Origin of the sequence: Rhodococcus pseudokoreensis (genome assembly GCF_017068395.1) — a bacterium.
Classification (GTDB): Bacteria; Actinomycetota; Actinomycetes; order Mycobacteriales; family Mycobacteriaceae; genus Rhodococcus_F; species Rhodococcus_F pseudokoreensis.
This window is the reverse complement of sequence record NZ_CP070619.1, coordinates 8,653,765-8,676,357: the sequence shown is the minus strand read 5'-3', so window position 1 is coordinate 8,676,357 and position 22,593 is coordinate 8,653,765. Positions and strand designations below refer to the sequence as shown.

The 22,593-nt window shown below is 69.0% G+C and carries 25 protein-coding genes and 1 pseudogene; 9 read left to right on the top strand and 17 right to left on the bottom strand.

All coding sequences use genetic code 11. The features are described from left to right. The first annotated feature begins 7 nt into the window (after nt 1–7). Complete coding sequence (locus tag JWS13_RS44845; protein ID WP_206011464.1) at nt 8–733, top strand: GAF and ANTAR domain-containing protein; 726 nt, start codon at nt 8–10, stop codon at nt 731–733. Between the two features lie 313 nt (nt 734–1,046). Further along, nucleotides 1,047–1,397 carry an STAS domain-containing protein gene (locus JWS13_RS44840; protein ID WP_206011463.1) on the top strand — a complete coding sequence of 117 codons (351 nt, stop codon included), beginning with the start codon at nt 1,047–1,049 and terminating at the stop codon, nt 1,395–1,397. A gap of 86 nt (nt 1,398–1,483) precedes the next feature. On the opposite strand, the gene JWS13_RS44835 is transcribed toward JWS13_RS44840, so the two are convergent. From JWS13_RS44835 to JWS13_RS44820, 4 genes are all read right to left on the bottom strand, one after another. Then, nucleotides 1,484–1,630 carry a hypothetical protein gene (locus JWS13_RS44835; RefSeq protein WP_192581940.1) on the bottom strand — a complete coding sequence of 49 codons (147 nt, stop codon included), beginning with the start codon at nt 1,628–1,630 and terminating at the stop codon, nt 1,484–1,486. Between the two features lie 76 nt (nt 1,631–1,706). Further along, entirely contained in the window at nt 1,707–1,931 is a 225-nt protein-coding gene (locus tag JWS13_RS44830) for a hypothetical protein (RefSeq protein WP_206011462.1), read from the bottom strand. Between the two features lie 285 nt (nt 1,932–2,216). After that, nucleotides 2,217–3,668: a carboxylesterase/lipase family protein gene (locus JWS13_RS44825; RefSeq protein ID WP_206011461.1), complete on the bottom strand. Its 1,452-nt coding sequence runs from the start codon at nt 3,666–3,668 to the stop codon at nt 2,217–2,219. A gap of 155 nt (nt 3,669–3,823) precedes the next feature. After that, on the bottom strand, nt 3,824–4,807 hold the full coding sequence (locus JWS13_RS44820; protein WP_206011460.1) for a magnesium transporter CorA family protein: 984 nt from the start codon (nt 4,805–4,807) through the stop codon (nt 3,824–3,826). 76 nt (nt 4,808–4,883) lie between these two features. Between JWS13_RS44820 and JWS13_RS44815 the strand changes: the two genes are divergently transcribed. Further along, on the top strand, nt 4,884–5,300 hold the full coding sequence (locus JWS13_RS44815; RefSeq protein WP_206011459.1) for an NYN domain-containing protein: 417 nt from the start codon (nt 4,884–4,886) through the stop codon (nt 5,298–5,300). A 3-nt stretch (nt 5,301–5,303) separates the two neighbouring features. On the opposite strand, the gene JWS13_RS44810 is transcribed toward JWS13_RS44815, so the two are convergent. Further along, a complete protein-coding gene (locus tag JWS13_RS44810) occupies nt 5,304–6,926 on the bottom strand; it encodes a phytoene desaturase family protein (protein ID WP_206011458.1) in 1,623 nt (540 codons plus the stop codon). Nucleotides 6,927–6,930: 4 nt separating this feature from the next. Then, nucleotides 6,931–7,374, bottom strand: coding sequence for an SRPBCC family protein (locus JWS13_RS44805; RefSeq protein ID WP_206011457.1), 444 nt, complete (start codon nt 7,372–7,374; stop codon nt 6,931–6,933). 91 nt (nt 7,375–7,465) lie between these two features. On the opposite strand from JWS13_RS44805, the pseudogene JWS13_RS45840 reads away from it, so the two are divergent. Then, nucleotides 7,466–7,651, top strand: a pseudogene (locus JWS13_RS45840) (HAD family hydrolase); the annotation flags it as partial. On the opposite strand, the gene JWS13_RS44800 reads toward JWS13_RS45840, so the two are convergent. Together JWS13_RS44800 and JWS13_RS44795 are read right to left on the bottom strand one after the other, a co-directional pair. After that, nucleotides 7,648–7,866, bottom strand: coding sequence for a hypothetical protein (locus JWS13_RS44800; protein WP_206011456.1), 219 nt, complete (start codon nt 7,864–7,866; stop codon nt 7,648–7,650). The pseudogene JWS13_RS45840 and the gene JWS13_RS44800 overlap by 4 nt on opposite strands. Nucleotides 7,867–7,887: 21 nt before the next feature. Continuing rightward, nucleotides 7,888–9,210 carry an NAD(P)/FAD-dependent oxidoreductase gene (locus tag JWS13_RS44795; RefSeq protein WP_206011455.1) on the bottom strand — a complete coding sequence of 441 codons (1,323 nt, stop codon included), beginning with the start codon at nt 9,208–9,210 and terminating at the stop codon, nt 7,888–7,890. 134 nt (nt 9,211–9,344) lie between these two features. Between JWS13_RS44795 and JWS13_RS44790 the strand changes: the two genes are divergently transcribed. Together JWS13_RS44790 and phoU are read left to right on the top strand one after the other, a co-directional pair. Beyond that, nucleotides 9,345–9,614 (top strand): DUF4235 domain-containing protein, encoded by a 270-nt coding sequence (locus JWS13_RS44790; protein ID WP_206011454.1) that lies wholly within the window; start codon nt 9,345–9,347, stop codon nt 9,612–9,614. Between the two features lie 39 nt (nt 9,615–9,653). Continuing rightward, nucleotides 9,654–10,301: a phosphate signaling complex protein PhoU gene (gene phoU, locus JWS13_RS44785; protein ID WP_206011453.1), complete on the top strand. Its 648-nt coding sequence runs from the start codon at nt 9,654–9,656 to the stop codon at nt 10,299–10,301. Nucleotides 10,302–10,314: 13 nt separating this feature from the next. On the opposite strand, the gene JWS13_RS44780 is transcribed toward phoU, so the two are convergent. The 4 genes from JWS13_RS44780 to JWS13_RS44765 are packed head-to-tail and all read right to left on the bottom strand — an operon-like array spanning nt 10,315 to nt 13,329. Next, nucleotides 10,315–10,932, bottom strand: a complete 618-nt coding sequence (locus JWS13_RS44780; RefSeq protein ID WP_206011452.1) for a class I SAM-dependent DNA methyltransferase — start codon at nt 10,930–10,932, stop codon at nt 10,315–10,317. Next, complete coding sequence (locus JWS13_RS44775) at nt 10,926–11,699, bottom strand: PIG-L deacetylase family protein (RefSeq protein ID WP_206011451.1); 774 nt, start codon at nt 11,697–11,699, stop codon at nt 10,926–10,928. Before JWS13_RS44775 ends, JWS13_RS44780 begins: the two co-directional genes overlap by 7 nt. A 2-nt stretch (nt 11,700–11,701) precedes the next feature. Continuing rightward, the gene (locus JWS13_RS44770) at nt 11,702–12,667 is read right to left on the bottom strand and encodes an acyl-CoA dehydrogenase family protein (protein WP_206011450.1); all 966 of its coding nucleotides are present in this window, start codon (nt 12,665–12,667) and stop codon (nt 11,702–11,704) included. Further along, a complete protein-coding gene (locus JWS13_RS44765; protein WP_206011449.1) occupies nt 12,664–13,329 on the bottom strand; it encodes a glycosyltransferase family 2 protein in 666 nt (221 codons plus the stop codon). The genes JWS13_RS44770 and JWS13_RS44765 overlap by 4 nt, the downstream gene beginning before the upstream one ends. A 114-nt stretch (nt 13,330–13,443) precedes the next feature. Between JWS13_RS44765 and JWS13_RS44760 the strand changes: the two genes are divergently transcribed. The 3 genes from JWS13_RS44760 to JWS13_RS44750 are packed head-to-tail and all read left to right on the top strand — an operon-like array spanning nt 13,444 to nt 17,053. Then, nucleotides 13,444–13,971 (top strand): 2Fe-2S iron-sulfur cluster-binding protein, encoded by a 528-nt coding sequence (locus tag JWS13_RS44760; RefSeq protein ID WP_012687505.1) that lies wholly within the window; start codon nt 13,444–13,446, stop codon nt 13,969–13,971. Then, complete coding sequence (locus JWS13_RS44755) at nt 13,968–14,960, top strand: FAD binding domain-containing protein (protein WP_206011448.1); 993 nt, start codon at nt 13,968–13,970, stop codon at nt 14,958–14,960. The genes JWS13_RS44760 and JWS13_RS44755 overlap by 4 nt, the downstream gene beginning before the upstream one ends. Next, a complete protein-coding gene (locus JWS13_RS44750; RefSeq protein WP_206011447.1) occupies nt 14,957–17,053 on the top strand; it encodes a xanthine dehydrogenase family protein molybdopterin-binding subunit in 2,097 nt (698 codons plus the stop codon). The genes JWS13_RS44755 and JWS13_RS44750 overlap by 4 nt, the downstream gene beginning before the upstream one ends. Before the next feature lie 9 nt (nt 17,054–17,062). Here JWS13_RS44750 and JWS13_RS44745 read toward each other — a convergent pair whose 3' ends face one another. The 5 genes from JWS13_RS44745 to JWS13_RS44725 all read right to left on the bottom strand — a co-directional run bounded on the left by JWS13_RS44745 (nt 17,063) and on the right by JWS13_RS44725 (nt 22,516). After that, nucleotides 17,063–17,392, bottom strand: a complete 330-nt coding sequence (locus JWS13_RS44745; protein WP_206011446.1) for a hypothetical protein — start codon at nt 17,390–17,392, stop codon at nt 17,063–17,065. Then, on the bottom strand, nt 17,389–17,778 hold the full coding sequence (locus JWS13_RS44740; protein WP_206011445.1) for a Zn-ribbon domain-containing OB-fold protein: 390 nt from the start codon (nt 17,776–17,778) through the stop codon (nt 17,389–17,391). Before JWS13_RS44740 ends, JWS13_RS44745 begins: the two co-directional genes overlap by 4 nt. Nucleotides 17,779–18,055: 277 nt before the next feature. Further along, nucleotides 18,056–20,413, bottom strand: coding sequence for an ATP-binding protein (locus JWS13_RS44735; RefSeq protein ID WP_206011444.1), 2,358 nt, complete (start codon nt 20,411–20,413; stop codon nt 18,056–18,058). Nucleotides 20,414–20,489: 76 nt separating this feature from the next. After that, on the bottom strand, nt 20,490–21,176 hold the full coding sequence (locus JWS13_RS44730; protein WP_206011443.1) for an SDR family NAD(P)-dependent oxidoreductase: 687 nt from the start codon (nt 21,174–21,176) through the stop codon (nt 20,490–20,492). 119 nt (nt 21,177–21,295) lie between these two features. Next, nucleotides 21,296–22,516 (bottom strand): lipase family protein, encoded by a 1,221-nt coding sequence (locus tag JWS13_RS44725; RefSeq protein WP_072946212.1) that lies wholly within the window; start codon nt 22,514–22,516, stop codon nt 21,296–21,298. Nucleotides 22,517–22,593 lie beyond the last annotated feature (77 nt).

The following is a 22,593-nucleotide window of genomic DNA, read 5'->3' as shown; positions in this document are numbered from 1 at the left end:
GCGAGTCATGCCGAATGGACCTTCGGAGTCGGGACGAATGGGAGGCGACAGTCCCAGTGCCGTCTTCGCGAAGCTGGCCGAGATGGTGTACAACGGCGACGACTTCGACCACGTCTACCAGGCCATCTGCGATGCCGCGGCGGCCCTGGTTCCTGGGTGTGCGCATGCCAGCCTCATGCTGAAGCAGAATGATCGCCATATCACCGTGGCGGCGAGCGACGAGGTCGCAGCGCACGTCGATGCACTCGAGCGAGCAGAGCAGGAAGGCCCCTGCCTCGACGCGATCGAGAACGACGCACCGCAGGTCGAGACCGAACTCGCTCGTTCGACGCAGTGGCCTCGGCTCGCTCGGCGCACAGTTGCCGAGACGCCCGTCCGAGGCGCCGCCGGGTTCCGGCTCGTGATCCGCGGACGCAAGGTCGGCGCACTCAATTTGTTCGCGGACAACCCCGGAGAGTTCACCGACGAGTCGATCGATCAGGCGATTCTGATCACGGCGTTCGCGGCGGTGACGCTGACAGCGCTCCACGAACACGAGGAAGCACAGACGCTACGTGAGGGCCTGGCGAGCAACCGCGAGATCGGGAAAGCCATCGGACTGATGATGGCCTTCCACGACATCTCCGAGGACAGGGCTTTCGACCTGTTGCGCAAGACGTCGCAGGACATGAACATCAAGCTCACCGGCGTCGCACGGGAAGTCATCGCGCATCACAACTCGAAGTTCGACTGACGTCGGGCGGTCTGGACAATCGGTTGATGCGCACCTGGTGGCGACGTAGTGTTGATCGCGCGTGGTTGAGAACACAGCCGCAGTTTGTTTGGAGGCCGCAGCAGTGCGCGGTGGACGGATTTGCGCGCACTTCCATGCCGCTGTGACCCTCCTGCCGGTGCGCTCTTTCCGCCGATAGTGCACCGAGACCGACAGGTTGCACGCGATCGGAGGGGTCATGAAATTATTACGCAGGTCGTTCCACCGTGCTCCCCCAACCGTGTCACCTGCCGCCCACTGCACACGGGATACGCTCCACGACCGCGGTCTGCGCATGACCGTCGAATTCGCACCGTTCGCCGACGCCACCGTCGGGCGGATCTCGGGCGACATCGATGTACTCGCTGCACCGTCCTTCGCGCTTGCGCTTGCACATCTGACCGACGGGGGCTCCTTCTCACGCATCATCGTCGACATGACGGCAGTCGACTTCGTCGGAACGTCGGGATTGTCGATTCTTTCCGAGTTCGCGGAATCGGCTAGGCGGCAACATATTACGTGGGCTCTCGCGGGTAATCGTGCGGTATTGCGCCCCATCGAGGCCATCGGACTGAGCGCGACGATTCCGACCTGCAGCACGGTTCACGACGCATTCGACAGGGTGGAGAAGATCGCGCACAGCTGATCGGAGTCGGCGAAGAGTGCGGCGGCGACCTTCCTGCCGTTGGCTCGCGTGTGCCTGGCGAAAGTTCGTAAGAACCGACGTCGGCCCTACTCTGGCCGAACTGCAATCGATTCGCGCTCGTCGTCCTCGCGGAACATCGCTTCGATGCGGTTCTTGATCTCCACCGTGCTCATCGAGCCACGGGAAGGGGCGAAACCACGATTGCGAGCGGAGACGGGAGTGAAGGTGTTCATTGCCAGTGCTTTCTGTCTTCCGCGTCGGCGAGAGCCGCGGGGTGGTCGAGGGGTGTGTCCGCAATACGGACGACGGTCAGATCAAGAGCGCGGCGAGTGCAACGGCAGCGAGCACTGACAGGGAAGTGGCCACCGCGACGAGAACGGACCCCGTGACGACGATGGCGGGCGCGGTCGCGGTCGCGGCCGAGACGGAAGCGATGTACACGGTCGGACGCAGCGTATGCCGGGGTGCCGGCTCCTCGGTGCAGGACGGCGACGTCGTGCGCTGATCGTGCTGTTCCACCGTGGTGTGGGTCATGTGCTGGCGTACCCCGCAGTAGCGATTGAGTGACCTGAGTCACAAACTTACGAGTACGTTGTACATCACAACATGCCCCTCGCGCCAGTGGCTGCCGTCCCCAATCGCCTCGAGGACACCTTCCCGGTCGCCGGCGCCCCCCTTCCGGCCACGCAACCGATCCGCGCGACGGGACGTCGATTCAGGCGCGATTGAAACGGCCAGCCACCTGAGATGTGCGCTCCCGCCCGTGGCTGGTGGCCGGATGTGGAGGTGATGTGGACCTCGAGCAACGGTCCTACCCCGTCAAGCGCCGATGTCGTCGGGAGCGGTGTCCTCGCAGAGGTGGGGGTCGGCATCGAATCTCATCGCTTTTCCGGCGTCGCCGTAGGTGGGCCAGCCGGGATCTCCATGGGTCGCGAAGTCGAGCCAGGTTCGATGCATCGCGTGGGTGAGGGCGTCGGGTGCGTCGGCGCCGATGAAGCCGCGGCATGCATCTGTGGTGTCGAAGACGAAGGGGACGTCGAGGCCGTGTGCGGCACCGTGCAGTGGTGATCGCCATGCGAATTCGTAGACGTAGGCAGGGCCTGGGTGACGGCGCGCGGTGCGGCGGCTCGGTGATCGGAACATCAGGTCCGTGTACGCGGCTGTGAGTGCTTGCGCGGGGGTGACGGCCGGGTCGTGGAGACGGTGTCGTTCGAGGAGCGCTTCGGCACCGGGGTAGGTGGCGGCCAGCTCGGCTACGGCGTCGTGCGCGTCGAAGGCGGCGAACTCGTCGGCACCGAAACCGAGGTTGGCTTCCTCCAGCGTCGTGCCGATCAACAGGTCGACGCCGCGCGAGTGGGTGCTCGAAACTCCGACCGGGTTGGGGAGGACGTCGTCACCCGTGGCAGGGAGGAACAGTGCACGACCGTGGCCCGGGTCGAAACCGTTGTCGTTGCGCAAATCTGGCCGGGGTGCGTTTCTGAGCAGGGCACCCTGCGCGCGCAGCAGATCGACGGCGGAGCATGCTCGGAACGCTCCGATTACCGGGGAGGTTCCGAGCCGGGCGGCGAGTGCTTTCGTGAGTCCTTCGGTGAGCTCGAGCGGGCGGGCCATCTCGTCGTGGCCGCTCTGGACGATCGCTCGCCGGAACAGTCCGGCGGCCGGCGGAGAATGCAGCAGGAACGCGACCGAGGTGCCGCCGGCCGATTCGCCGAAGACGGTGACGTTGTCCGGGTTCCCACCGAATCCTCCGATGTTGTCACGAACCCAGTGCAGTGCTGCGATCTGGTCGCGCAATCCGATGTTCGTGGCCTCCCCGGGCAGCGCGAGGAAGCCCTCCGCCCCGAGTCGGTAGTTGACGGTGACCAGGACGACGCCGTCGCGCGCGAACGACGTGCCGTCGAAAGCCGGGGCCGCACCCGAGCCGATCATGAACCCGCCGCCATGGAGGTAGACCATCACTGGAAGCCCACTCGTGCCGTGGTCGGGTGTCCAGACGTTGAGATTGAGGTAATTGCCGTCGCCGGTTACCCATCCGGGCCCAACCAGCGGCGCCAGAGACGCCTGAGTGGGGTGCAATGGCGGCTGGGGTGCGGTCGCGCCGTAACCGGTGGCGTCCCTGGTTCCTGCCCATCGTTCGGGAGGGCCCGGGGGTGCGAATCGGCGTTCGCCCGCCGGCGCTGCCGCGTACGGGATTCCCAGGAAGCGAGCGACCCCGTCGGTGTGGTCACCGGAGAGTCGTCCTGCCTCGGTGTTCACGGTTCGGACGGTCATCAGCGGCGTCCCCTTTCGTATGTGCGCGTCACGCCGATGGCCGGGCCGAGGGTGGTCGAGCGAATCGGTACTCCCCCAGCCCAAGCCTGCCACGGCGCTTCGGTGACGACAGGATTGCGGTCCACACGAGCGAGGAAAGCGGATCACACTTCGCGTCAGAACCAGCCTTTGCGCTTCGCCCAGACGAGGAGAGCCCCGGACATTGCGAGCATGACGAGCACGATCACGGCGACGGAGAGCCACTGCGTCCGTTCGTTCACGATCACGTTCATCCCGATGATCGACGACAGGGCGGTGATCGGCAGCGTGACGGCCGCGATGACGGCGAGTCGCTCGGCGGCGACGGTCATCTTGGTGTTGGTGCGCGCCTGATAGAACTCGATCGTGCCCTGCAGGTAATCCTTCTGCCCCCTGGCCATCACGGTCAGATGCTGGAACTGATCGACCGCATCGAGCAGGAGGTCCCGGCCCTTACCGGTACCGAATGCCTCGATGGTGACCATCCTGCCGTACACCTCCCCGCTCAACGCGGCCATGGTGCCGACCGTGAGCAGACCGTGCCGGACCCGGAACATCTCGTCGAGAAAGGTCTCCGGATCACCGAGGTGCCCGCCGGTGACCTGCTGCTCGAGCTTCCACACATCCTTGGTCAGTTCGGCGGTGTAGGCCCGCATCCGTGCCGTCAACGCGGCGAGAAGCGCGAACGACAACTCGTATGCCGTGCCGGGCCGCAACTTGCCCGACTCCAGCCTGCCGAGCACCACCTTCACCTCGACCATCGCCGTCGAGGGATCGATCGCCGGATTCACGGGGCCATGCACTGTCACCAGGTAGCGGGCACCGATGAACTGGTCCAGTTCGACGTAGTGCACATGCCCGTGGGCTCCCGACTGCGGCGCGTGCAGAACCACGAAGAAGTGGTCCACATACCGGTGCACCTTCGGCACCTGATTGCGGTTCATCGAATCCCCGACGGCGAGGGGATGAAAACCGAAAACGGTCGTCAACGTCTCGTGCGCCTGATCGTCCCAGGTCGGGATGTCCACCCAGACCAGTCCGTCGGGCCGGTCGAGCAACTCTGTCAATTCGGTCGCCGCACACGAACGCACACCGTCGTCGGAGATGAAGCGGACGTCCATTTCGGCCTCCTCGCCATGACGCACCGTCACCACTGTCATAGCACCCACAGCTGCCCGGAAAAGGCAAACTGTGGAGGTGACCGACGACGGGACTGCGCTGATCGTGGTGGATGCGGCGAACGTCGTCGGTTCGCGGCCCGACGGCTGGTGGCGTGATCGGGCCGGTGCGGCGCGCCGATTGCTCGTTCAACTGGGCGCCCTGGAACAGCATCTGGACCGGCCGGCCGAGGTGGTGGTCGTGATCGAGGGTGCGGCGAAGGCCGCGGTCGCCGGGGAGCCGGATCCGGAATTCGACGGTCTGCGGGTGGTGGCGGCACACGGTTCGGGCGACGACGCGATCGTCGACGTGGTTGCCGCGGCGGCCGAAGACAGCGACCGGCCGATCACCGTCGTCACCGCGGACCGTGGGCTCCGGGCCCGAGTCGAGGCGCTGGGGGCTCGGACGGTCGGTCCGCGGTGGCTCTTTGCGCGCATCGACGCCGAGCATTCCTGACCGTCAGCGGTGTCGCGGCGATCGCTGTGCGTCGGGGGTGGCCACGAGGTCGAGGATGCGACCACGGACCTTCTTCCGCGCCCATCCCCACCGTCCCTGGTCGGCCAGGGCCGCGTGGGCTGCGTTGTACCCGCACATCCCGTGGACACCGCCGCCCGGATGGGTTGCGGAACTGGCCAGGTACAGCCGGTCGATCGAGGTGTAGGGCCCGGACGAACCAGGGGTCGGACGGAAGACGAGTTGCTGATACAACTGGGCGGTGCCGCCGTTGACGGCACCGCCGTGCAGGTTCGCGTTGCTCGCCTCGAGGTCGCCGGGGCGCTGCACGTTGCGGCCGACCACGCGCTCCGCGAAGCCGGGCGCGTGCGATTCGAGCACCGCATCCACTCGGTGCGCCAGCAACTCCGCAGATTCGTCGTCGGTGATCCCCCGCGGCAGATGTGTATAGGCCCAGGCGCTTTCGGTTCCTTCCGGGGAGCGACTGCGATCCGACGTCGTCATCTGGCCGAACAGCAGGAACGGGCGTTCCGGGACGACCCCCGTCGTCAGATCTGCCATCCAGCGGACCAGCCCGTCGTCGTCGGCGCCCAGATGCACCGTTCCGGCGGATTCGAGGTTCCGGGACCTCCACGGAATCTTGCGGTCGAGTGCGTAGTTCACCTTCACGACGGGGGTGTCCCATTCGAACTTCTCGAGGTCGGCGCGCACACCTGCGGGCACCACCGAGGAATCCAGCAGCCGTCCGTACAGTGCCGGCGCCGACACGTCGGCGAGCACGGCGCGTCGGGCCAGGTAGCGGTCACCGCCCGCCGTCCGAACGTGGGTGGCCGCTCCCCCACCGACCTCGATCGAGGTCACCTCCTCGCCGCAGCGGACCTGTGCGCCGTCTCGTCTCGCCCGCTCCGCCATCGCGGCCGAGAGTGCGCCGGCGCCACCGACCGGGACGACGTATCCGTCGTCCTGCGCGAGCATGGTCAGGAGATATCCCATGACGCCGCTTCCCGGCGCGTCGACGGGAGTGTCGGCGTGCATTGCGTTACCCAGCAACAACACTCGCGCAGCGTCGCCGTCGAACAATTCGTGCGTCATCCGGCGCGCCGGCAGCATGAGGAAGCGCACGAACCGCAGGGCCTCCGCGGTGCCGAGCTGGGACAGCAGGCGTCGGGGTCCCCGAATGGGCGGGAACGGACGGAACAGCGTGTCGAGGAACGGTTCCTTGACGTCCTTCCACTGCTCGAAGAGCCGGAGCCACGCCTGCCCGTCCCCCGGTTGCCTGCGCTCGAGGTCGGCCGCGGTGTCGGCCGGATCCCGGCGGATCATCGGGGCGTCGTCGTCGTCCGGGTGCCGGGGGTGCCCGACTGAGGCGGGGGCCTGACTCCATCGCAGTCCCACTCCCCCGAGGTCGAGGTGCCGGATCGCGGGAGACACCGCCGCGAGTGGATAGAACGCGCTGAACAGGTCGGTGCGGAAACCCGGGAAGAGTTCCGCCGACCGCACCGCGCCACCCGGCTCGGGTTGCTGTTCGAGGAGCACGACGTCCCAGCCGGCCGCGGCGAGGGTGGCCGTCGCGGCCAGCCCGTTGGGCCCGGCCCCGATGACGACGGCGTCGACTGTCTGCACGGTCACGATGTCAGGGTTTCGTGTTTCGCTCGGCGAGGAACGAAAGCCGGCGCAGGCATTCGAGATTGCGCGGGAGCACCGCGAGGTCCTGTGCCATCCGCGGAACCCAGGTCAACGGAGCGGAGGCCGCCACCTCCGACATCTGGAGGTGGCAACCGGATCCACGCGGCTCCAGCCGAAGACGCACAATCGCTTTGGTGGGGGTCACCTGAGCCAGCAGCCGGAGTTCACGGTTCTCCTCGGAGAAAAGCACCTCGGTGGAATCGTCGATGAGTGCGGGCCAGGCGCCGACGGAATGGTGCAGACGGCTTCCCACCGCCGGCCAGTCGGCGGACACGGCACGCATCCGTGACGCCCCGACCACCCACGACGGGTACAGCCACCCGTTGGCGAGAACGGACCACACATCCGAAGCCGAAGCCGACGTGTCGCGATGTGCCTCGATGACGACCACTCCCTCGAATCGGTACCTGACGACTCTCCGCGCTTACCCTCCCCGACCGCATCGAAACCGCGATCCGCATCGCGGTGGCCACCGACCCCGGGTAGGTGACGCGGTATGGGACGCGGAGGCTGCGTCCCGGGCCGGTGTCACATTCGTCGGTGTCCTCAGTGGCGGCATCTCCCGCGCCGAATTGACGGCAGCCGGCGCGGTGGCCGTGTTCGAGGACGCACAGGATCTACTGGACCACCTCGAGTCCAGTCCGTTGTCGGAGCTCGTGGGGAACTAGGCGCCGCGCGCGGACCACGCCTGCGCGATGTCGGGATACGCCTCGGCGATCTCGTCGACACGGTCGTCGCTCGCGTTGTCGATCTCGGCCCGATGGCGCTGCGCTGTCACCAGCGGCCCCTCCGAACCCGAACCGCCGGCCGGCGCGTTTGCCTCCCATTCGTGGATCACCTCGTCGAGGCGGAGGGCCACGAACTCCTTCTTGGTGTCACTCATCATCTGTTCCTTTCCGACAATTCAGGTCTGCGCTCCGATTTCCGCACCAACTTCGAATCGTGATTCCGAATCGGTGACCAGCCCGATCGACACGAGTGGGCGCGGGAAGATCAGGTCGGTGAGGTAGGCGAGCGCGACCGCCCAGCGATTGGCGGCGTTCGGCATGGCATAGAGGTGATATGCCCGGGTGACCACCTTCGCGAGGAACCCCGACAGCCGGATGCCGAAGGGGTTCGCAACCGCGAAGCCCGGGCCCAGATCTACGACGAGACCCATGTCGCGATGGGTGTACGGTTTCGCGTCTCCGACGCCGAGGCTCGCCGCCACGTTGCGGGCGAGGGCCTGCCCCTGCCGGACGGCGTGCTGTGCGGTGGGCGGGGTGATCGATCCGCTGTTCTTCGGATCGGGAACGGCCGCGGCGTCGCCACCCGCGAACACGTCGGGATGCCCGTCGACCGAGAGGTCGGGGCGCACCGTCAATCTGCCCTTCTCGGTGGGTAATCCGAGGGTGTCGACGAGGGGGCTTGCGGTCACCCCCGTCACCCAGGCGACCGTGCGGGTGGGAATCACGGTTCCGTCGTCGAGGGTGACGTGTTCGGGTCCGAGTTCCGTCAGGGTGGTCTCAAGTCGCACGTCGATGCCGCGGGAGCGCAGCACCTCGAGCACCTTGTCACCCAGTTTCTCCCCCACCTCGGGCATCACCTTGTCGGCGGCATCGAGCAGCAGGAACCGGATCTTCGCGGGATCGAGGTTGCGGCGGGAGGCTGCTTCATCGGCCAGGGCGCGGAGTTGGGCCGTGAGTTCCGTGCCCGCGTAGGACGCACCGACCACGACGACCGTCCGGCGGGCGTCGGCGACCCGGGGGTCGGTGTCCCGCTCGGCGAGTTCGATCTGGGTAAGCAACTGGTCGCGGAAGTACAGCGCCTCGGCAGGCGTCTTCAGTCCCCTGGCATGCTCGGCGAGTCCGGGAATGTCGAAGAGCCGGGTCACCGATCCGGGGGTGAGCACCACCCGGTCCCAGGCCACCTGCTCGACACCCTGCTCGCAGTCGGTGACGTGCACGGTGCGGGCCTCGAAGTCGACGGCGTCGACCCTGCCCGTCACCAGTTCGACGCCCGGGAGCGCGTCGGACAGTGGCACGGTGACGAACCGGGCGTCCAGGATTCCGCCCGCCACCTCCGGCAGGAGCGGTGTGTAGAGCATGTAGTCGTGGGGCGAGATCATGATGACGCGGGCATCGGTCCCCCGGAGGCGCCGCGCCAGAGCGCGGGCGCATTCGAATCCGGCGAAGCCGCTGCCCACGACGACGATGCGAGTCGGCTCTCCAGCTGATTCGTGGGTCATACGGAACGCTTTCCCCAGCTACGCGTCGAACGAAACAATCCCCCGGTCACGACCGCGGCGGTGTGAGGACGCGCGAATCCGGGTACTCGACCAGCGGAGGACGATCGACGGGATCGAATGCGAAGGGCGGGAACATGAGCGCCGCATCGAAGGCGATGTACAAACCGTTGGCGCTTGCTGCGAGTGTCGCCGGTGGGCTGGCGGCGAGTGCCGTGTTCGGTCAGGTGTGGAAGCGTGTCGCAGGCGAATCCGAGGCTCCCGACCCCAAGGATCTGTCCCGCAGCACCCGCGAGGTGCTGATCGCGGCCGCCGTGCAGGGCATCGTCTTCGGCCTGGTCAAGGCGGCGGTCGACCGGGCGGGTGCCCAGGGGTACCGGAAGCTGGCCCACGCCGACCCCAGGTAGAGCGAGGCACTTGTCCCAGAACACCCCTAGGCTGAGCCGATGCGTACTCGATTCGCGGAGAATCTCGACAGTCTGTCCGGCGATCTCGCCGCGATGTGCCGGCTGTCCGTCACCGCGATGTCGGAGGCGAGCGACGCACTGCTGCAGGCAGACCTCGAGCTCGCCGAGCACGTCATCGACGTGAGCGGCGAGCTCGACGATGCCGCGGCGCACTGGGAGAAACGCGCGTTCGCGCTCCTGGCGCTGCAGGCGCCGGTAGCCCACGATCTCCGATTCATGGTCGGCGGTCTCCACATCTCCGCGGATCTGCACAGGATGGGCGGCCTCGCGGTCCACATCGCGAAGATCGCCCGCCGGCGGCACCCCGACCACGTCGTCCCCGACGAGGTCCGGAACGTGTTCACCGAGATGGGCACCGTCGCCGTCGCGCAGGCGAGGGAGACCGAGCAGGTGCTGCAGCACCGCGACCCCGAGCGCGCTCGCGGATTGCTGACGGCGGACGAGGCAATGGACGACCTGCACCGCAGCCTGTTCACGATCACCCAGGCGGAGGACTGGCCGCACGGTGTCCAGTCGGCCGTCGACATCACCCTGCTCGGTCGCTTCTACGAGCGGTTCTGCGACCACACGGTGGAGATCGGCAGGCGTGTCATCTTCCTGGAGACCGGCAGTCTGCCCGAACAGTGAAAGCGCTGACCGGTCAGCTCAGCCCTTCCGCCGCCGCGACCGACGGCGTCGCACCCCGGGTGTAGACGTCGAGATGGAAGTCCGCATCGCGGTACGACCCGACGCGCTGGAGACCATCGAGCGCCGCGACCGAATCATGCACCGCCCGGCCGGTCTGCGGATATTCGGGCACGGGATGCTGCCAGTGGACGGCCACAAGGGTGCCGCCCTCCTCCAGCGAGTCGACGGCCCGCGTCAGTACGGTGCCCAGGTCTGCGGGCGTCAGGTAGTACAGCACCTCGCTGAGCACGACGAGGTCGAAGGTGCCTGCGGGCCACGGGGCGAGTAGCGATGCCTGTCCCAGGTCTACGCGGTCGGCCAGTCCCTCACGCTGCATGCGGTCCCGTGCGCTCGCCAGGGCACGCGGCACCACGTCCGTTGCGACGAGCCTGTCGCACCGTCGCGCCAACTGCGCCGTCAATACCCCGATCGAGCATCCCGGTTCGAACGCCCGCCGATAGTGCGGACGGGGCAGCGCGGCGAGCGTGAGCGCGTACTTGCGGCGCTCGTACCACCGTTCGTCGAATCCCCACGGGTCCACCGATTCCGCGTACATCGACTCGAAGTAGCCGGGATCCATCGCGCTCACCACAGCACCCGTTCCGTAGTCCGCATCAGTCGCGCCAGCACCCATGGCGGGAGGATCGCGGCGTCCCGCGGGTCCTCGGACAGTGGGCAGATCTGGGTGCGGAATTCGTCGACGGCCCGGCGTTTGCGCGCCAATATGTCGGGCGTCGGTGCCAGTGCACGCATCCGCTTCCACGGCACCGATGCATCGGCCGGCCGGGCCCAGTGCCACATCCAGACGGGGTACTCCACCAGACGGTGGCCGGTGATCGAACATGCCTGCGCCGCAGCCCTTCCGGTGGCTTCGTGATCAGGATGACCGTCGCCCCGCCAAGTGGCGAGGACCCACACCGGCTCCCCGGCCCGGGAGGTCGCGGTGAGAACGTCGACGAGGCGGGTGGTGAGTTCCCGTTCGTGCGCGCTCACACCGCCGTCCGGCAATCCGAGTCGGAGTGGCTCGCCGACGCCCAACAGTGCTGTCGCGCGTTTTGATTCGGCGATCCGCGCGGCCGCCAGCGTAGCGGGCGACAGGGTCGGCGACTGCGGATGCGACGCCGCGCCGTCGGTGACCGCGACGACCTGGACGGGAACGCCGGCGGTCACTGCGGTGGCCATCAGCGCGCCCACCCCGAGTACCTCGTCGTCGGGGTGCGGCGCGACGACGACCATGTGGTCGCATTCCGCGAGCGGTATGGGCGGACACCGGACGGAGGCCAGCCACGGCTGCCACACGTCCTCCGGGGTGCCCCGGCCGGCCACGGGTGTCTCCCGGAATCTGGTGGCGGTGTCCACGGTCAGTCCTCCCCTGCGACGAGGTCGCCGAGTGTCGCGAGATCGCGCTCGGCGTGGGACTGCCGGATGTAGACGAGCAGGTCCGCGACGTTGCGGGCGTGGTCCGCGTCGCTCGCGAGCGGCGCGGCGCCCAGTGCGCGGCCGACGCGGTCGATCACCTCGCTCGCGGTGCGCTCGACGAGGCCCCTCACCCGGAACGCCCGCACCTGGGCGGACCTTCGATCGAGCGGACCCGAGTCCACCTCCGTGGCCGCGGAGGCGAGTGCCCATCGAGTCGCGCTGACGGCGACGTCGATCGCACCGAGGTGCGCGAGTTGGTGACTGTCCGCCCGGCCGCCGCGTGCGCGTGCCCGCAGCGGTTCCGCGGCGGCGAGCGCGCCGCCGAACCAGCACGCCGCCACCCCGATGCCGCCGTGCCAGAACCCCGCTCGGTCGAGGTACCGGTCCGCGGCGCCGACAACTCGCGCGGGAACGCCGTCGAACGTCACCGCCTCGGTGTCGGTCGCCGCCATCCCCGGGTTGCGCCAGCCCCCGCGTCCCGGCGTGACCCCGGGTTCCCGCAGATCGACGGCAAACAGCCGGGGTTGCCCGTCGACGCGCGCCGTGACCAGGGCGTGCGTGCACATCGACGCCCCGGAGCACCACGCCTTCGTTCCCCGAAGACGCCATCCACTCGCGTCGTGGGCAGCGTCCAGGATCGGGTGCGGTGGCTCGCTGGCCCAGACTCCCCACCACTCGTCCCGGCCTGCGCGGGTGCCGTCGATCTCGGCGAGGATCGCGTCCGCGTCGGCGTGTGCCTCGAGCAGCCGGCCGACCGAGAGGTCGCGGCGGCACCATTCCGTGAGTTGCGCCCACCGGGCCGCGGTGGACCCGCCGCCGGGCAGCGGCAGTTCCGCGTCGCCCGAGCGGATGATCGCCCGCACGGCGGCGTGGGTGGGGCTGCTGTCGTGGCTGACGTCGGTGCTCATCGGTCCTGCAGTCCCTCCAGGTAGGTGGCGAAGCCCTGCGGCGCGCGGGCGTCGGACCGCGCCGACGTCTCCACCGGCGCGTCGATGCTCCACACCACGTGCGCTCCGTGGTCGACCATCCGCTGCACGAGGTCCGCGTCCTCGTGCGCGGGCAGGGCGGCGAACCCGCCCACCGCCCGATACAGATCCGCGGAGAATCCGAGGGACGCGCCGTGCACGTGCCCGTGGGCGGCGCCGGAGCGGTATGCGCTGCCGTACCGCGACCGGACGTGGTCGGGCCACCCCGACCAGTCGGTGACCGTCACCGTGCCCGCCACCAACTGCGCGCCGCGACTGGCGTGCTGCAGGTGGGACGACAGCCAGTGCGCGGGGACGAGCGAATCCGCGTCCGTCGTGGCGAACCACTCGTGCGGGCGCGGGGCGACCGAGTCGAAACCCGCACGCCGGGCGGCGCCGACGTTCCGTGCACCCAGCACGACGACGTCGACGTCCGCCGCGCGGGCGACGGCCTCGCTGCCGTCGGTGCACCCGTCGAGCACCGCGACGATCGTGACCGGCACCGGCACAGCCTGCGCGGCGGTCCGCACCCCGTCGAGGCAGCGCGGCAGCAGCGCCTCCTCGTCGTGGGCGGGCACGACTACCGTGATGTGTTCGACGCGCATGACGTCCCTTCCCGATCATCCACTGTTTCCGGGTTCAGCAAGTACCCAGTCCGTCGTCGGCGGAACCACCGCGGACGCCGATTCGGGAGCGGTCGCCGCGGGTAACCTCCCGCCATGAATGCCGCGGACAGCCCCCGCTACCGGAAGATCGTGCTCACCGTCGACGGCGAGGAGCGGACCCTCGACGTGGACACCCGCACCACCCTGCTCGACGCACTCCGCGACCACCTGGGGGTGACCGCGCCGAAGAAGGGCTGCGACCACGGCCAGTGCGGTTCGTGCACCGTCCTCCTCGACGGCAGGCGCGCCACGTCCTGCCTGACGTTCGCCGTCGCCCACGACGGTGCCCGCGTCGTCACCGCGCACGGACTGGCGGACGGCGACGTGCTGCATTCCGTTCAGCAGGCGTTCGTCGAACAGGACGGACTGCAGTGCGGCTACTGCACGCCCGGTCAGATCTGTTCGGCGATCGGGATGTTCGACGAGTTCCTGGCCCTGCAGCCGAGTGCCGTCACCGAGAACCTGACCGCTCCGCCCGAACTCACCGACGACGAGATCCGGGAACGGATGAGCGGAAACCTCTGCCGGTGCGGCGCCTACCCGAACATCCTCGCGGCGATCCGGCAGGCGGCGGAGGCGTGATTCCCTTCGAGTACGAGCGGGCCACCGACGTCGACAGCGCCGTCGCCACCGTCACGGCCGATCCGCGGGCGGCGTTCCTCGCCGGTGGCACCAACCTCGTCGACCACATGAAACTCGGGGTGGCGGGGCCGCATCTCCTCGTCGATGTGAGCCGCCTCCCCCTCGACGACGTCGAGACGCTTCCCGGCGGTGGGCTCCGGATCGGGGCCGCCGTCCGCAACAGCGACCTCGCCGCGCACGACGTGGTGCGGGCCCGGTACCCAATGTTGTCGCGCGCGCTCCTCTCCGGCGCGTCGGGACAGCTGCGCAACCTCGCGACGACCGCGGGGAACCTGCTTCAGCGGACCCGCTGCGTGTATTTCCAGGACGTCACGACGCCGTGCAACAAACGCGAACCCGGCACCGGGTGTTCCGCGCTCGGTGGTTACGTCCGCTACCACGCCATTCTCGGCGCATCGGAGCACTGCGTCGCCGTGCATCCGTCCGACATGGCCGTCGCGATGACGGCTCTCGACGCGGTCGTGCTGGTGCGCGATACCGGCGGGGAGCGGCGGATCCCGCTCCGCGAGTTCTTCCGGCTGCCCGGCGACCGGCCCGACCGCGACACCGTCCTCCGGCACGGCGACCTCGTGACCGCCGTGGAGTTGCCCCCGCCGCCCGCCGGGAACCGCTCGGCGTACCGGAAGGTGCGGGACCGGGCGTCGTTCGCGTTCGCCGTGGTGTCGGTGGCTGCCGAACTGACGATCGAGGACGCGTCGATCACGTCGGCGCGGGTCGCGCTCGGTGGGGTCGCGCACCGGCCGTGGCGCGCCACACGCGCCGAGGAGGTCCTGCTCGGGTCGCCGCCCACGGAGGACGCGTTCACCGCGGCGGCCGAGTCGGAACTCGCCGCCGCACAGCCGCTTCCGGGGAACGAGTTCAAGGTCTACCTGACCCGCCGGGTACTCGTGTCGGTACTCCGGTCACTCGCCGAGGAGGCGCGCCGATGACACTCGTCGAGCCGAAGGTGATCGGAACCCCCGCCGAGCGCCTCGACGCCCACGACAAGGTGACCGGGACGGCGGCGTATGCGTTCGAGCACCCGGTGGACGACCCGGCATATCTGTACCCGATCCTGTCGACGATCGGCCGCGGCCGGGTCACCGCGATGCACACGGCGGACGCGGAGGCCCTGGACGGGGTGCTCGCGGTCCTGACGGTGTTCGATGCGCCCCGTCTTGCGGACACCTCGGACGGGGAACTCTCAATCCTGCAGGACCCCGAGGTCCACTTCCGCGGTCAGTTCGTGGGCGCGGTGGTCGCCGAATCGCCGGAAGTCGCCCGCCACGGTGCGGGCCTCGTCCGCGTCGACTACGACGAGGCACCCCACGACACCGACTTCCGTTCCGGCCGGGACGACCTGTACGCCCCCGGCGACGTCAACGCCGGGTTCCCGACCGACACCGACGACGGCGACGTGACCGCTGCGCTCGCCGCCGCCGCGGTCACGGTCGATCAGGTGTACTCGACCGCGATGGAACACAACAATCCGATGGAACCGCACGCCACCATCGCCCGGTGGACCCCGGGCGGCAGCGGACCGGTTCTGACGCTGCACGATTCGACGCAGGGCGTTCATTCCGTGCGGCAGACCCTGGCACCGCTGTTCGGGCTCGAAGTCGAGCAGGTGCGGGTGATCGCCCCGTACGTCGGCGGCGGGTTCGGGTCCAAGGGACTGCCGCATGCGCACAACGTGCTGGCGGTGCTGGCGGCCCAGCGGACGGCCGGACGGCCGGTGAAGTTCGCGCTGACCCGGCAGCAGATGTTCGCCCTGTCCGCGTATCGCACCGCGACGGTGCAGCACATCCGGCTCGGCGCGGACGCCGACGGACGGCTGACCGCGCTCTCCCACGAGGCGGTCGAGCAGTCCGCGAAGATCAAGGAGTTCGCCGAACAGTCGGCGGTCCCGTCGCGGATGATGTATTCCACGCCGAACCGGCACACCACTCACCGTCTCGCGGCCCTCGACGTTCCTGCCCCCTCGTGGATGCGTGCGCCCGGCGAGACGCCGGGGATGTTCGCGGCCGAGGTGGCGATGGACGAACTGGCCGTGGCCTGTGAACTCGATCCGGTCGAACTGCGGATCCGCAACGAACCGGACGTCGACCCGAGTTCGGGCCGCCCGTGGTCGGGGCGGCGCCTCACCGACTGTCTGCGGGAGGGCGCCCGGCGTTTCGGGTGGGCGGACCGTGACGCGACGGCGCGGTCACGGTCGGACTCGGAGTGGCGGGTGGGGTTGGGCGTGGCCTCCGCGACGTACCCCGCGAACACCATGCCGGGATCGGTGGCCCGGATCGTGTACGAATCCGACGGCACTTACACCGTGCAGATCGGTTCGGTCGACATCGGCACCGGGGCGTGGACGGCGCTCACCCAGATCGCCGCCGATGCGCTGGGGTGCCCGCTGGACTCGATCGTCCTGCAGATCGGTGACACGAACCTTCCGCCGGCGACGGTCGCCGGGGGCTCCACGGGAACCACGTCCTGGGGCAGTGCGATCGTCGCGGCGGCCCGCGCGTTCCGGGATCAGTACGGCACCACCCCGGTCCCGGGTGCGGAGGCGAGTGCGGGAACCCTCGACAACCCCGACGCCGAGAGGTTCGCGCTCCATTCGTTCGGCGCCCATTTCGTGGAGGCGCACGTCCGCCGCGACTCCTGCGAGATCCGCGTCGAACGCATGCTGGGCGTGTTCGCGATCGGCCGGGTCGTCAACGCCCGGACGGTACGGTCGCAACTCATCGGCGGCATGACGATGGGGGTGTCGATGGCGCTGCACGAGAGCAGTGTGAACGACCCCCGGTTCGGCCACGTCGTGACCCAGGACCTGGCCTCCTATCACGTCAGCACACACGCCGACATCAGGTATCTGGACGCGGTGTGCCTCGACGACGTCGACGAGCACGCCGGCCCGATGGGGTCGAAGGGCGCCGGGGAGATCGGCATCGTCGGGGCCGCGGCCGCGGTGGCGAACGCGGTGCATCACGCCACCGGGCTCCGGGTGCGGAAGGTGCCGATCCACCTGGACGATCTGCTGCCGGGGTGATCGGCCGGGCTACTGCACGCCCCACGCCTGCGCGAGGGAGGTGCGTAGCTGACCTTTCATCGCGCGGATCTTCTGGATGTCGGTGGCCTTCGGCGCGAGTCCGTCGAGCACCAGTTCCATGAAACGGCGGCGGTTGACGCCGAATCGTTCCAGCAGTTCCGCCGCGCTCGCACCGCCGAACGGCGCCCACTGGATCGCGAAGCTGATCATCCAGCGCGCATCCGAGCTCACCGAATGCATCTGTGCGAGCAATTCGCACCGGCGCAGCGCCAGGCGCAGCCATTCGGTGCCGAACGCTTCTTCCGGTTCGCCGAAGGTCTCGGTCGCCACGGCGGTCATCGCGGATCACCGGAGCGGACGGCGAACACCGGTAGTTGTTCCGCCGTCGACGCCGGACGGAACTCGACCCGGACCGGGCAGTCGGACGGTGCCGGGACGTCGCCGTCGATCCAGGTGTACACCCACGGACCCTCGTCGAGTTCGACGATCGCGATCGTGCAGGGGGCGCGGCCACGGTCGACGCCGCTGTGCCCGCGGTCGACCACCTTCGAGGACACGATCGACCCGACTCCGCAGGACGGGACCCGCTCGAGGTTCGAACCCTGGCAGGCGGAGCACGTGGCCATCAACGGTGCGAGCAGGGTCGTGCAGTTGAGACACCGCTGGATCATCAGTTCGCACTTCTGAGCGATTCCCTGCCAGCGGGTCATATTTTCGGTGGTCACGCCGTCACCCCCACGAGATCCTGCCCCACCGCGTCGTATGCCACATGTTTTCCCCCGGCCCACTCGAGACACCGGTCGACGGTGTGCACCCGACGGAGCGTCGGGGGCAGTGGAAGTTGGGGGTCGGGCTTTCGGTGCATTCGGGGATCAGTGGACATCGGGGGCCTCGGTCTGGAGCCGGAGTGGGGGACGTGTATGAGCATCCCGTCCGCAGCGCGGAAGTACAGCGGCTGAACGACCCGGAGACATACCTATTTCGCCCCGCGCGGGTGCCTGGTCAGGGGTGCGGGTCCTGCGCGTTTTCGACGATCCACGCCGCGATCTGGGTGCGTGAGGTGAAACCCAGTTTCGCGAGAATGTGCTCGACGTGCCCCTGCGCCGTGCGCTGGGAGATCACCAGCCGAGCCGCGATCGCCTTGTTGGTCAGCCCGTCGGCGACCAGTTCGGCCACCTGCGATTCGCGTCGGGTCAGGTGCGTCGTCGCGTTCGACGACGCCGCGGCGTCGGGTCGCCGCTCGTCCAGCGCGAGCGCGACCGCGTCGTCGAAAGACGTGTGCATGCCGTGGTCGAACGCCGCGTCGAACACGCGGTCCCCGATCAGCGCGCGTGCCTGCTGCTCACATTCCGCGTGGTGAACGAGCAGGTTCGGGTAGACGGTGCTCGGGTTGCCGACGGCCCGTGCGACGGCCTCCGCGGCACCCATCAGTTCGGCGGCGTTCCGGGCCCGGCCGGAGCCGACGGCCACCCACGCGAGCACCTCGAGCGCCCCGCACGCACTGATCCGGTCGTCCACCAGATGCGACAGCCGCAGTCCCTGCTTGACGTAGTCGTCGGCGAGGGCGAGGTGCCCGCGCTGCCATGCCGCCATGCCCGCCGCCCACAGCGACCAGCCGCGGTACACGGATTCGCCGTGGGCCTCGGTGAGCGCGAAGATCTCGGACCCGCACATCTTCGCCACCGCTCCGTCGCCCTGCATGCCGCTGACCAGAGCCACCCCGAGGAGTCCCCACGTCAGTTGGAGCAGGCTGCCCCGGTCGCGGAACACGGGCAGCGCCTCCTCGAAGCATGCCCGCGCCCGCGGCAGGTCGCCGGCGAACATGGCGCAGCACCCGGCGGCATGCATCACGAGGGCGCCGAGCAGCGTGTCGCCGTTCCGCTCGGCGAGGACGGCCCCCTCGTCGATCAGTGCCTTCGCGGCCTCCCGATCGCCGTGCATGCCCGCGAGCACGCTGTCGACGTACAGCGCCTCGATCCGTTCCCGGCTCGCGCCGCCCGGGTGCCGTCCCAGCAGTTGCCCGAGCCAGCGGCGCCCCTCGCGGAGCTGTCCCCGGGCGCGCCAGTACGGATACAGTGCGGCGGCGGTCCGCAGTCCCGGTTCGGACTCCCCCGGCTCGGTGAGGCAGAAATGCAGCGCTGCCCGCACGTTCAGCTTCTCCGCGTCGAGCCGGCCGATCCACATGACCTGCCGGGGTCCGATCCACTCGGCCTCGCACCGCACCACCAACTGCTCGTACCAGTCGCGGTGCCGCCGCCGCAGCGATACGAGCTCGCCGGTCTCCTGCAGTTTCTCCCTGCCGTAGTCGCGCACGGTCTCGAGCAGGTGATACCGCACCGCCTGCCCGACCTCTTCGCGGATCAGGATCGACTTGTCGATCAACGACGCCACCACGTCGAGGACGTTCTCGACGGGCAGGTCGCCGGCGCAGATTCCCTCCACCGCGTCCAGTTCGAAGCCGCCCGCGAACACCGACAGCCGCGCCCACAGCTCGCGTTCCTCCTCGGTGCACAATTCGTGACTCCAGTCGACGCACAGCCGCAGAGTCTGCTGGCGGCTCGGCGCGCCCCGCGACCCGACCGTCAGCAACCGGTAGCGGTCGGTCAGGCGCTGCAGGATCTGTTCCGCCGACATCACCCGAAGCCGCACCGCCGCCAGCTCGATCGCGAGCGGCAACCCGTCCAGCTGGCGGCAGATCCGGGCCACCGCCACATGGTTCTCCTCGGTGAGTTCGAACTCCGGCACCGCGGTGGCCGCCCGCTCGACGAACAGCGTCACCGCCTCGTACTGCGGCAGGGCCTGCAGGGAGGTGCGTTCGGGTTCCGGCACCGTCAGCGGCGGCACCCGGAGCACCGCCTCCCCGCCGATCGCCAGCGGTTCGCGGGTCGTCGCGAGGATCCGCAGTTCCGGGCAGCTCCGCAGCAACGTCTCCGACAGCGCGGCGGCCGCGGCGACCACGTGCTCGCAGTTGTCGAGTACCAGCAGCAGTTGCCGGTCGGCGAGGTACTCGGTCAGCAGCAGTTCCGGGTTCCCGGTGCGCTGCTCCCGCAGTCGCAGCGCGGACGACACCGCGTCGACGAGGGTGGTGTCGTCGTCCAGTTCCCCCAACTCGACCAGCCACACACCGTCTTCGAAGGCGCGGCTCGCATCGGCGGCCACCCGTAACGCGAGCCGGGTCTTCCCGACCCCCCCGATCCCGGCGAGCGTCACCAGACGGGACACGGACAGCAGGCGTCGCGCCTCGGTCACCTCACGGCGACGGCCGACGAAACTCGTCAGTTCGTGGGGCAGATTTCCCACTGTGCCCTTCACTGCCGCCGGCATCACACCGTCACTCTCGACTCGCAGCCCCCTGCGCACACGGTACTCCCGGTGCGCGGGGGCAACGCCGCTTTCGGCTGCGCGTCCGCGAGTCTCGACGGACCCGCGAACCGGATCACCGCGTCCAGCGGGTGGGCGCCCAGCGGCCGGTGTAGGACCGGATGCGGCCGGCGCGCCGTGGCTGACGCAGCGAGCCGGCCTCGGTCAGGCTGTGCGGGACCATCGCGATGCGCGTGCCGTCGACCACGTATGCGGCGCCAGTGACGAACATTCCTGCCGGCGCACACAGATACGACGCCACCGCGGCGACTTCCCCGTCGTCGGGGCCGGGCGCCGCGAAGTCCGGTTCGACCGCGGGTACCACCACCGAATTGACGGTGATCGAGTACCGCGCCAACTCGGCGGCGAGCAGACCGGTCAGCCCGCCGAGACCGGACGAGGAGGTGGTGACGTTGACGATCCGTCCGCCCCCGCCGCCGGCGATCATGTACCGCACGGCGCGCTGGATGCACTCGACGGCGGTGCTGCCCGGGCAGCTGACGAGGACGCCGATTCCACCCAGGTCCCGGGCGAACTCGTCGACGGCGGCGGCGGAGCCGGGCAGGTCGGCCAGATCCATGCGCTGCACTGCCGCGCGCACCGATCTGGATTCGACGTCGGCGGCCGTGGCTTCGGCGCTGTCCCGGTCCGAAGCATAAGCGAGGCCGACGTCGAAACCGTCGTCCGCGAGCGCCAATGCGACGGCTCGGCCCGTCGGCGAATCAGATCCCGTCACGACTGCGGTGCGTGTACTGGGGTGCATGGCTTCGGAATACCCCCTGGTAGATCTGCTCAAACTCTCAACATTTCGGACTGCGCACGGGCAGAACACAATCCGGCGACGAGCCACAGGGGGCCCGCCGCCGATCGGCACCTGCCGGGTCAGCAGTTGGACGGCGCCGGATCGCCGCGGAAGCGGGCGTCGAGGTAGTCGAGGGCGGTCGGCAGACCCAGAACTGCCGTGGTCAGGTGATCGGGACTCGGGAACAGGTCGGACTGCACCTTGGCGCCCGCGGCGCAGTACCGGGCGATGGTCGCCTCGATCGAATCGACCGGGATGAGCACATCGGTCGGGCTGTGCCATTCGAAGATCGGTGCGGTCGGAACGCCCGGGTACAACTCGACGCTGTTCTCGTTCAGCACCTCCCAGGCCTGCGGACTGCTCATCAGGTCCGTGGTCTTGGCGACCTCCGTGGCGCTGCGGCCTGCACCGGCCGCGAGAATACCGTTGGTGCACGCGTTGACCATCTCGTCGCGCATCGCCAGTCCGCGGTCGTTCAGTTGTTCGCTGATCGGAAGCTTGTCCGGATATTCCCGCTCGAGTCCGAGCGCCGCCGCCATCGCGAGGCCGAACGCCGGATGCGGTTGCATGCCGAGACCGTTGGCCATCTTGCCGATGTTCATGGGCACACCGCCCTCGGCGACGCCGACGATGTTCAGTTCCGGGGCGTACGTCGGTGCGAGTGCCGCGGCCCACGCCGAGGCCATGCCGCCGCCGGAGTACCCGGCCAGCGCGACCGGGCTCTCCGCCACCGCCAGTTCCGGTACCCGCTGTACCGCGCGGATGCCGTCGAGCGTGATGGTTCCGCCGAGCCGGGCGGCGCCGTAGGCACTGTTCGGGCCGAGGTGGTCGGGCAGCGCGACGGTCCAGCCGCGCTGCAGTGCCAGGTTCAGTGCCGGTGCCTCCTTGATCTGGAGGTCGGGGTCGTTCGAGTACAGCGTCCGCGACGGCGCGCACCGCGGCCCGAGTGCGTTGATGATGTGCTGGTACGACAGCAACGGCCCGTTCACCGGCCGGTTGCGGGGTACCAGCACGGTGGTCACCGACGAGATCGGGTGGTCCTCCGAGTTGGTGGTGCGGTACTTCACCTGCCACACGTCGGTGTCGGGGAAGGCCAGCAGCGGCGGCATCGGACGAACCGCGAGCGGCTCACCGACCGCGGCCTCCGCCAGACCCTGCGGCTGCCCATAGAAGGGATCGGGGTCGGAGGCGGGATAGATCGGCAGTGCGGCGGCCACTCCGGCGTTCGCGACCGCGGTGCAGGCGACGAATGCGGCACACAGAGCGCTCGCGGTGAGGCTCGTGATACGTGAGCGCTTCATGTCGCCTCCTGTTGTGGGTAGAGATCGATTGTTACCGAGTTCGCAGGAGTTATCGGTATTCGGGCCCGCCCGTTACT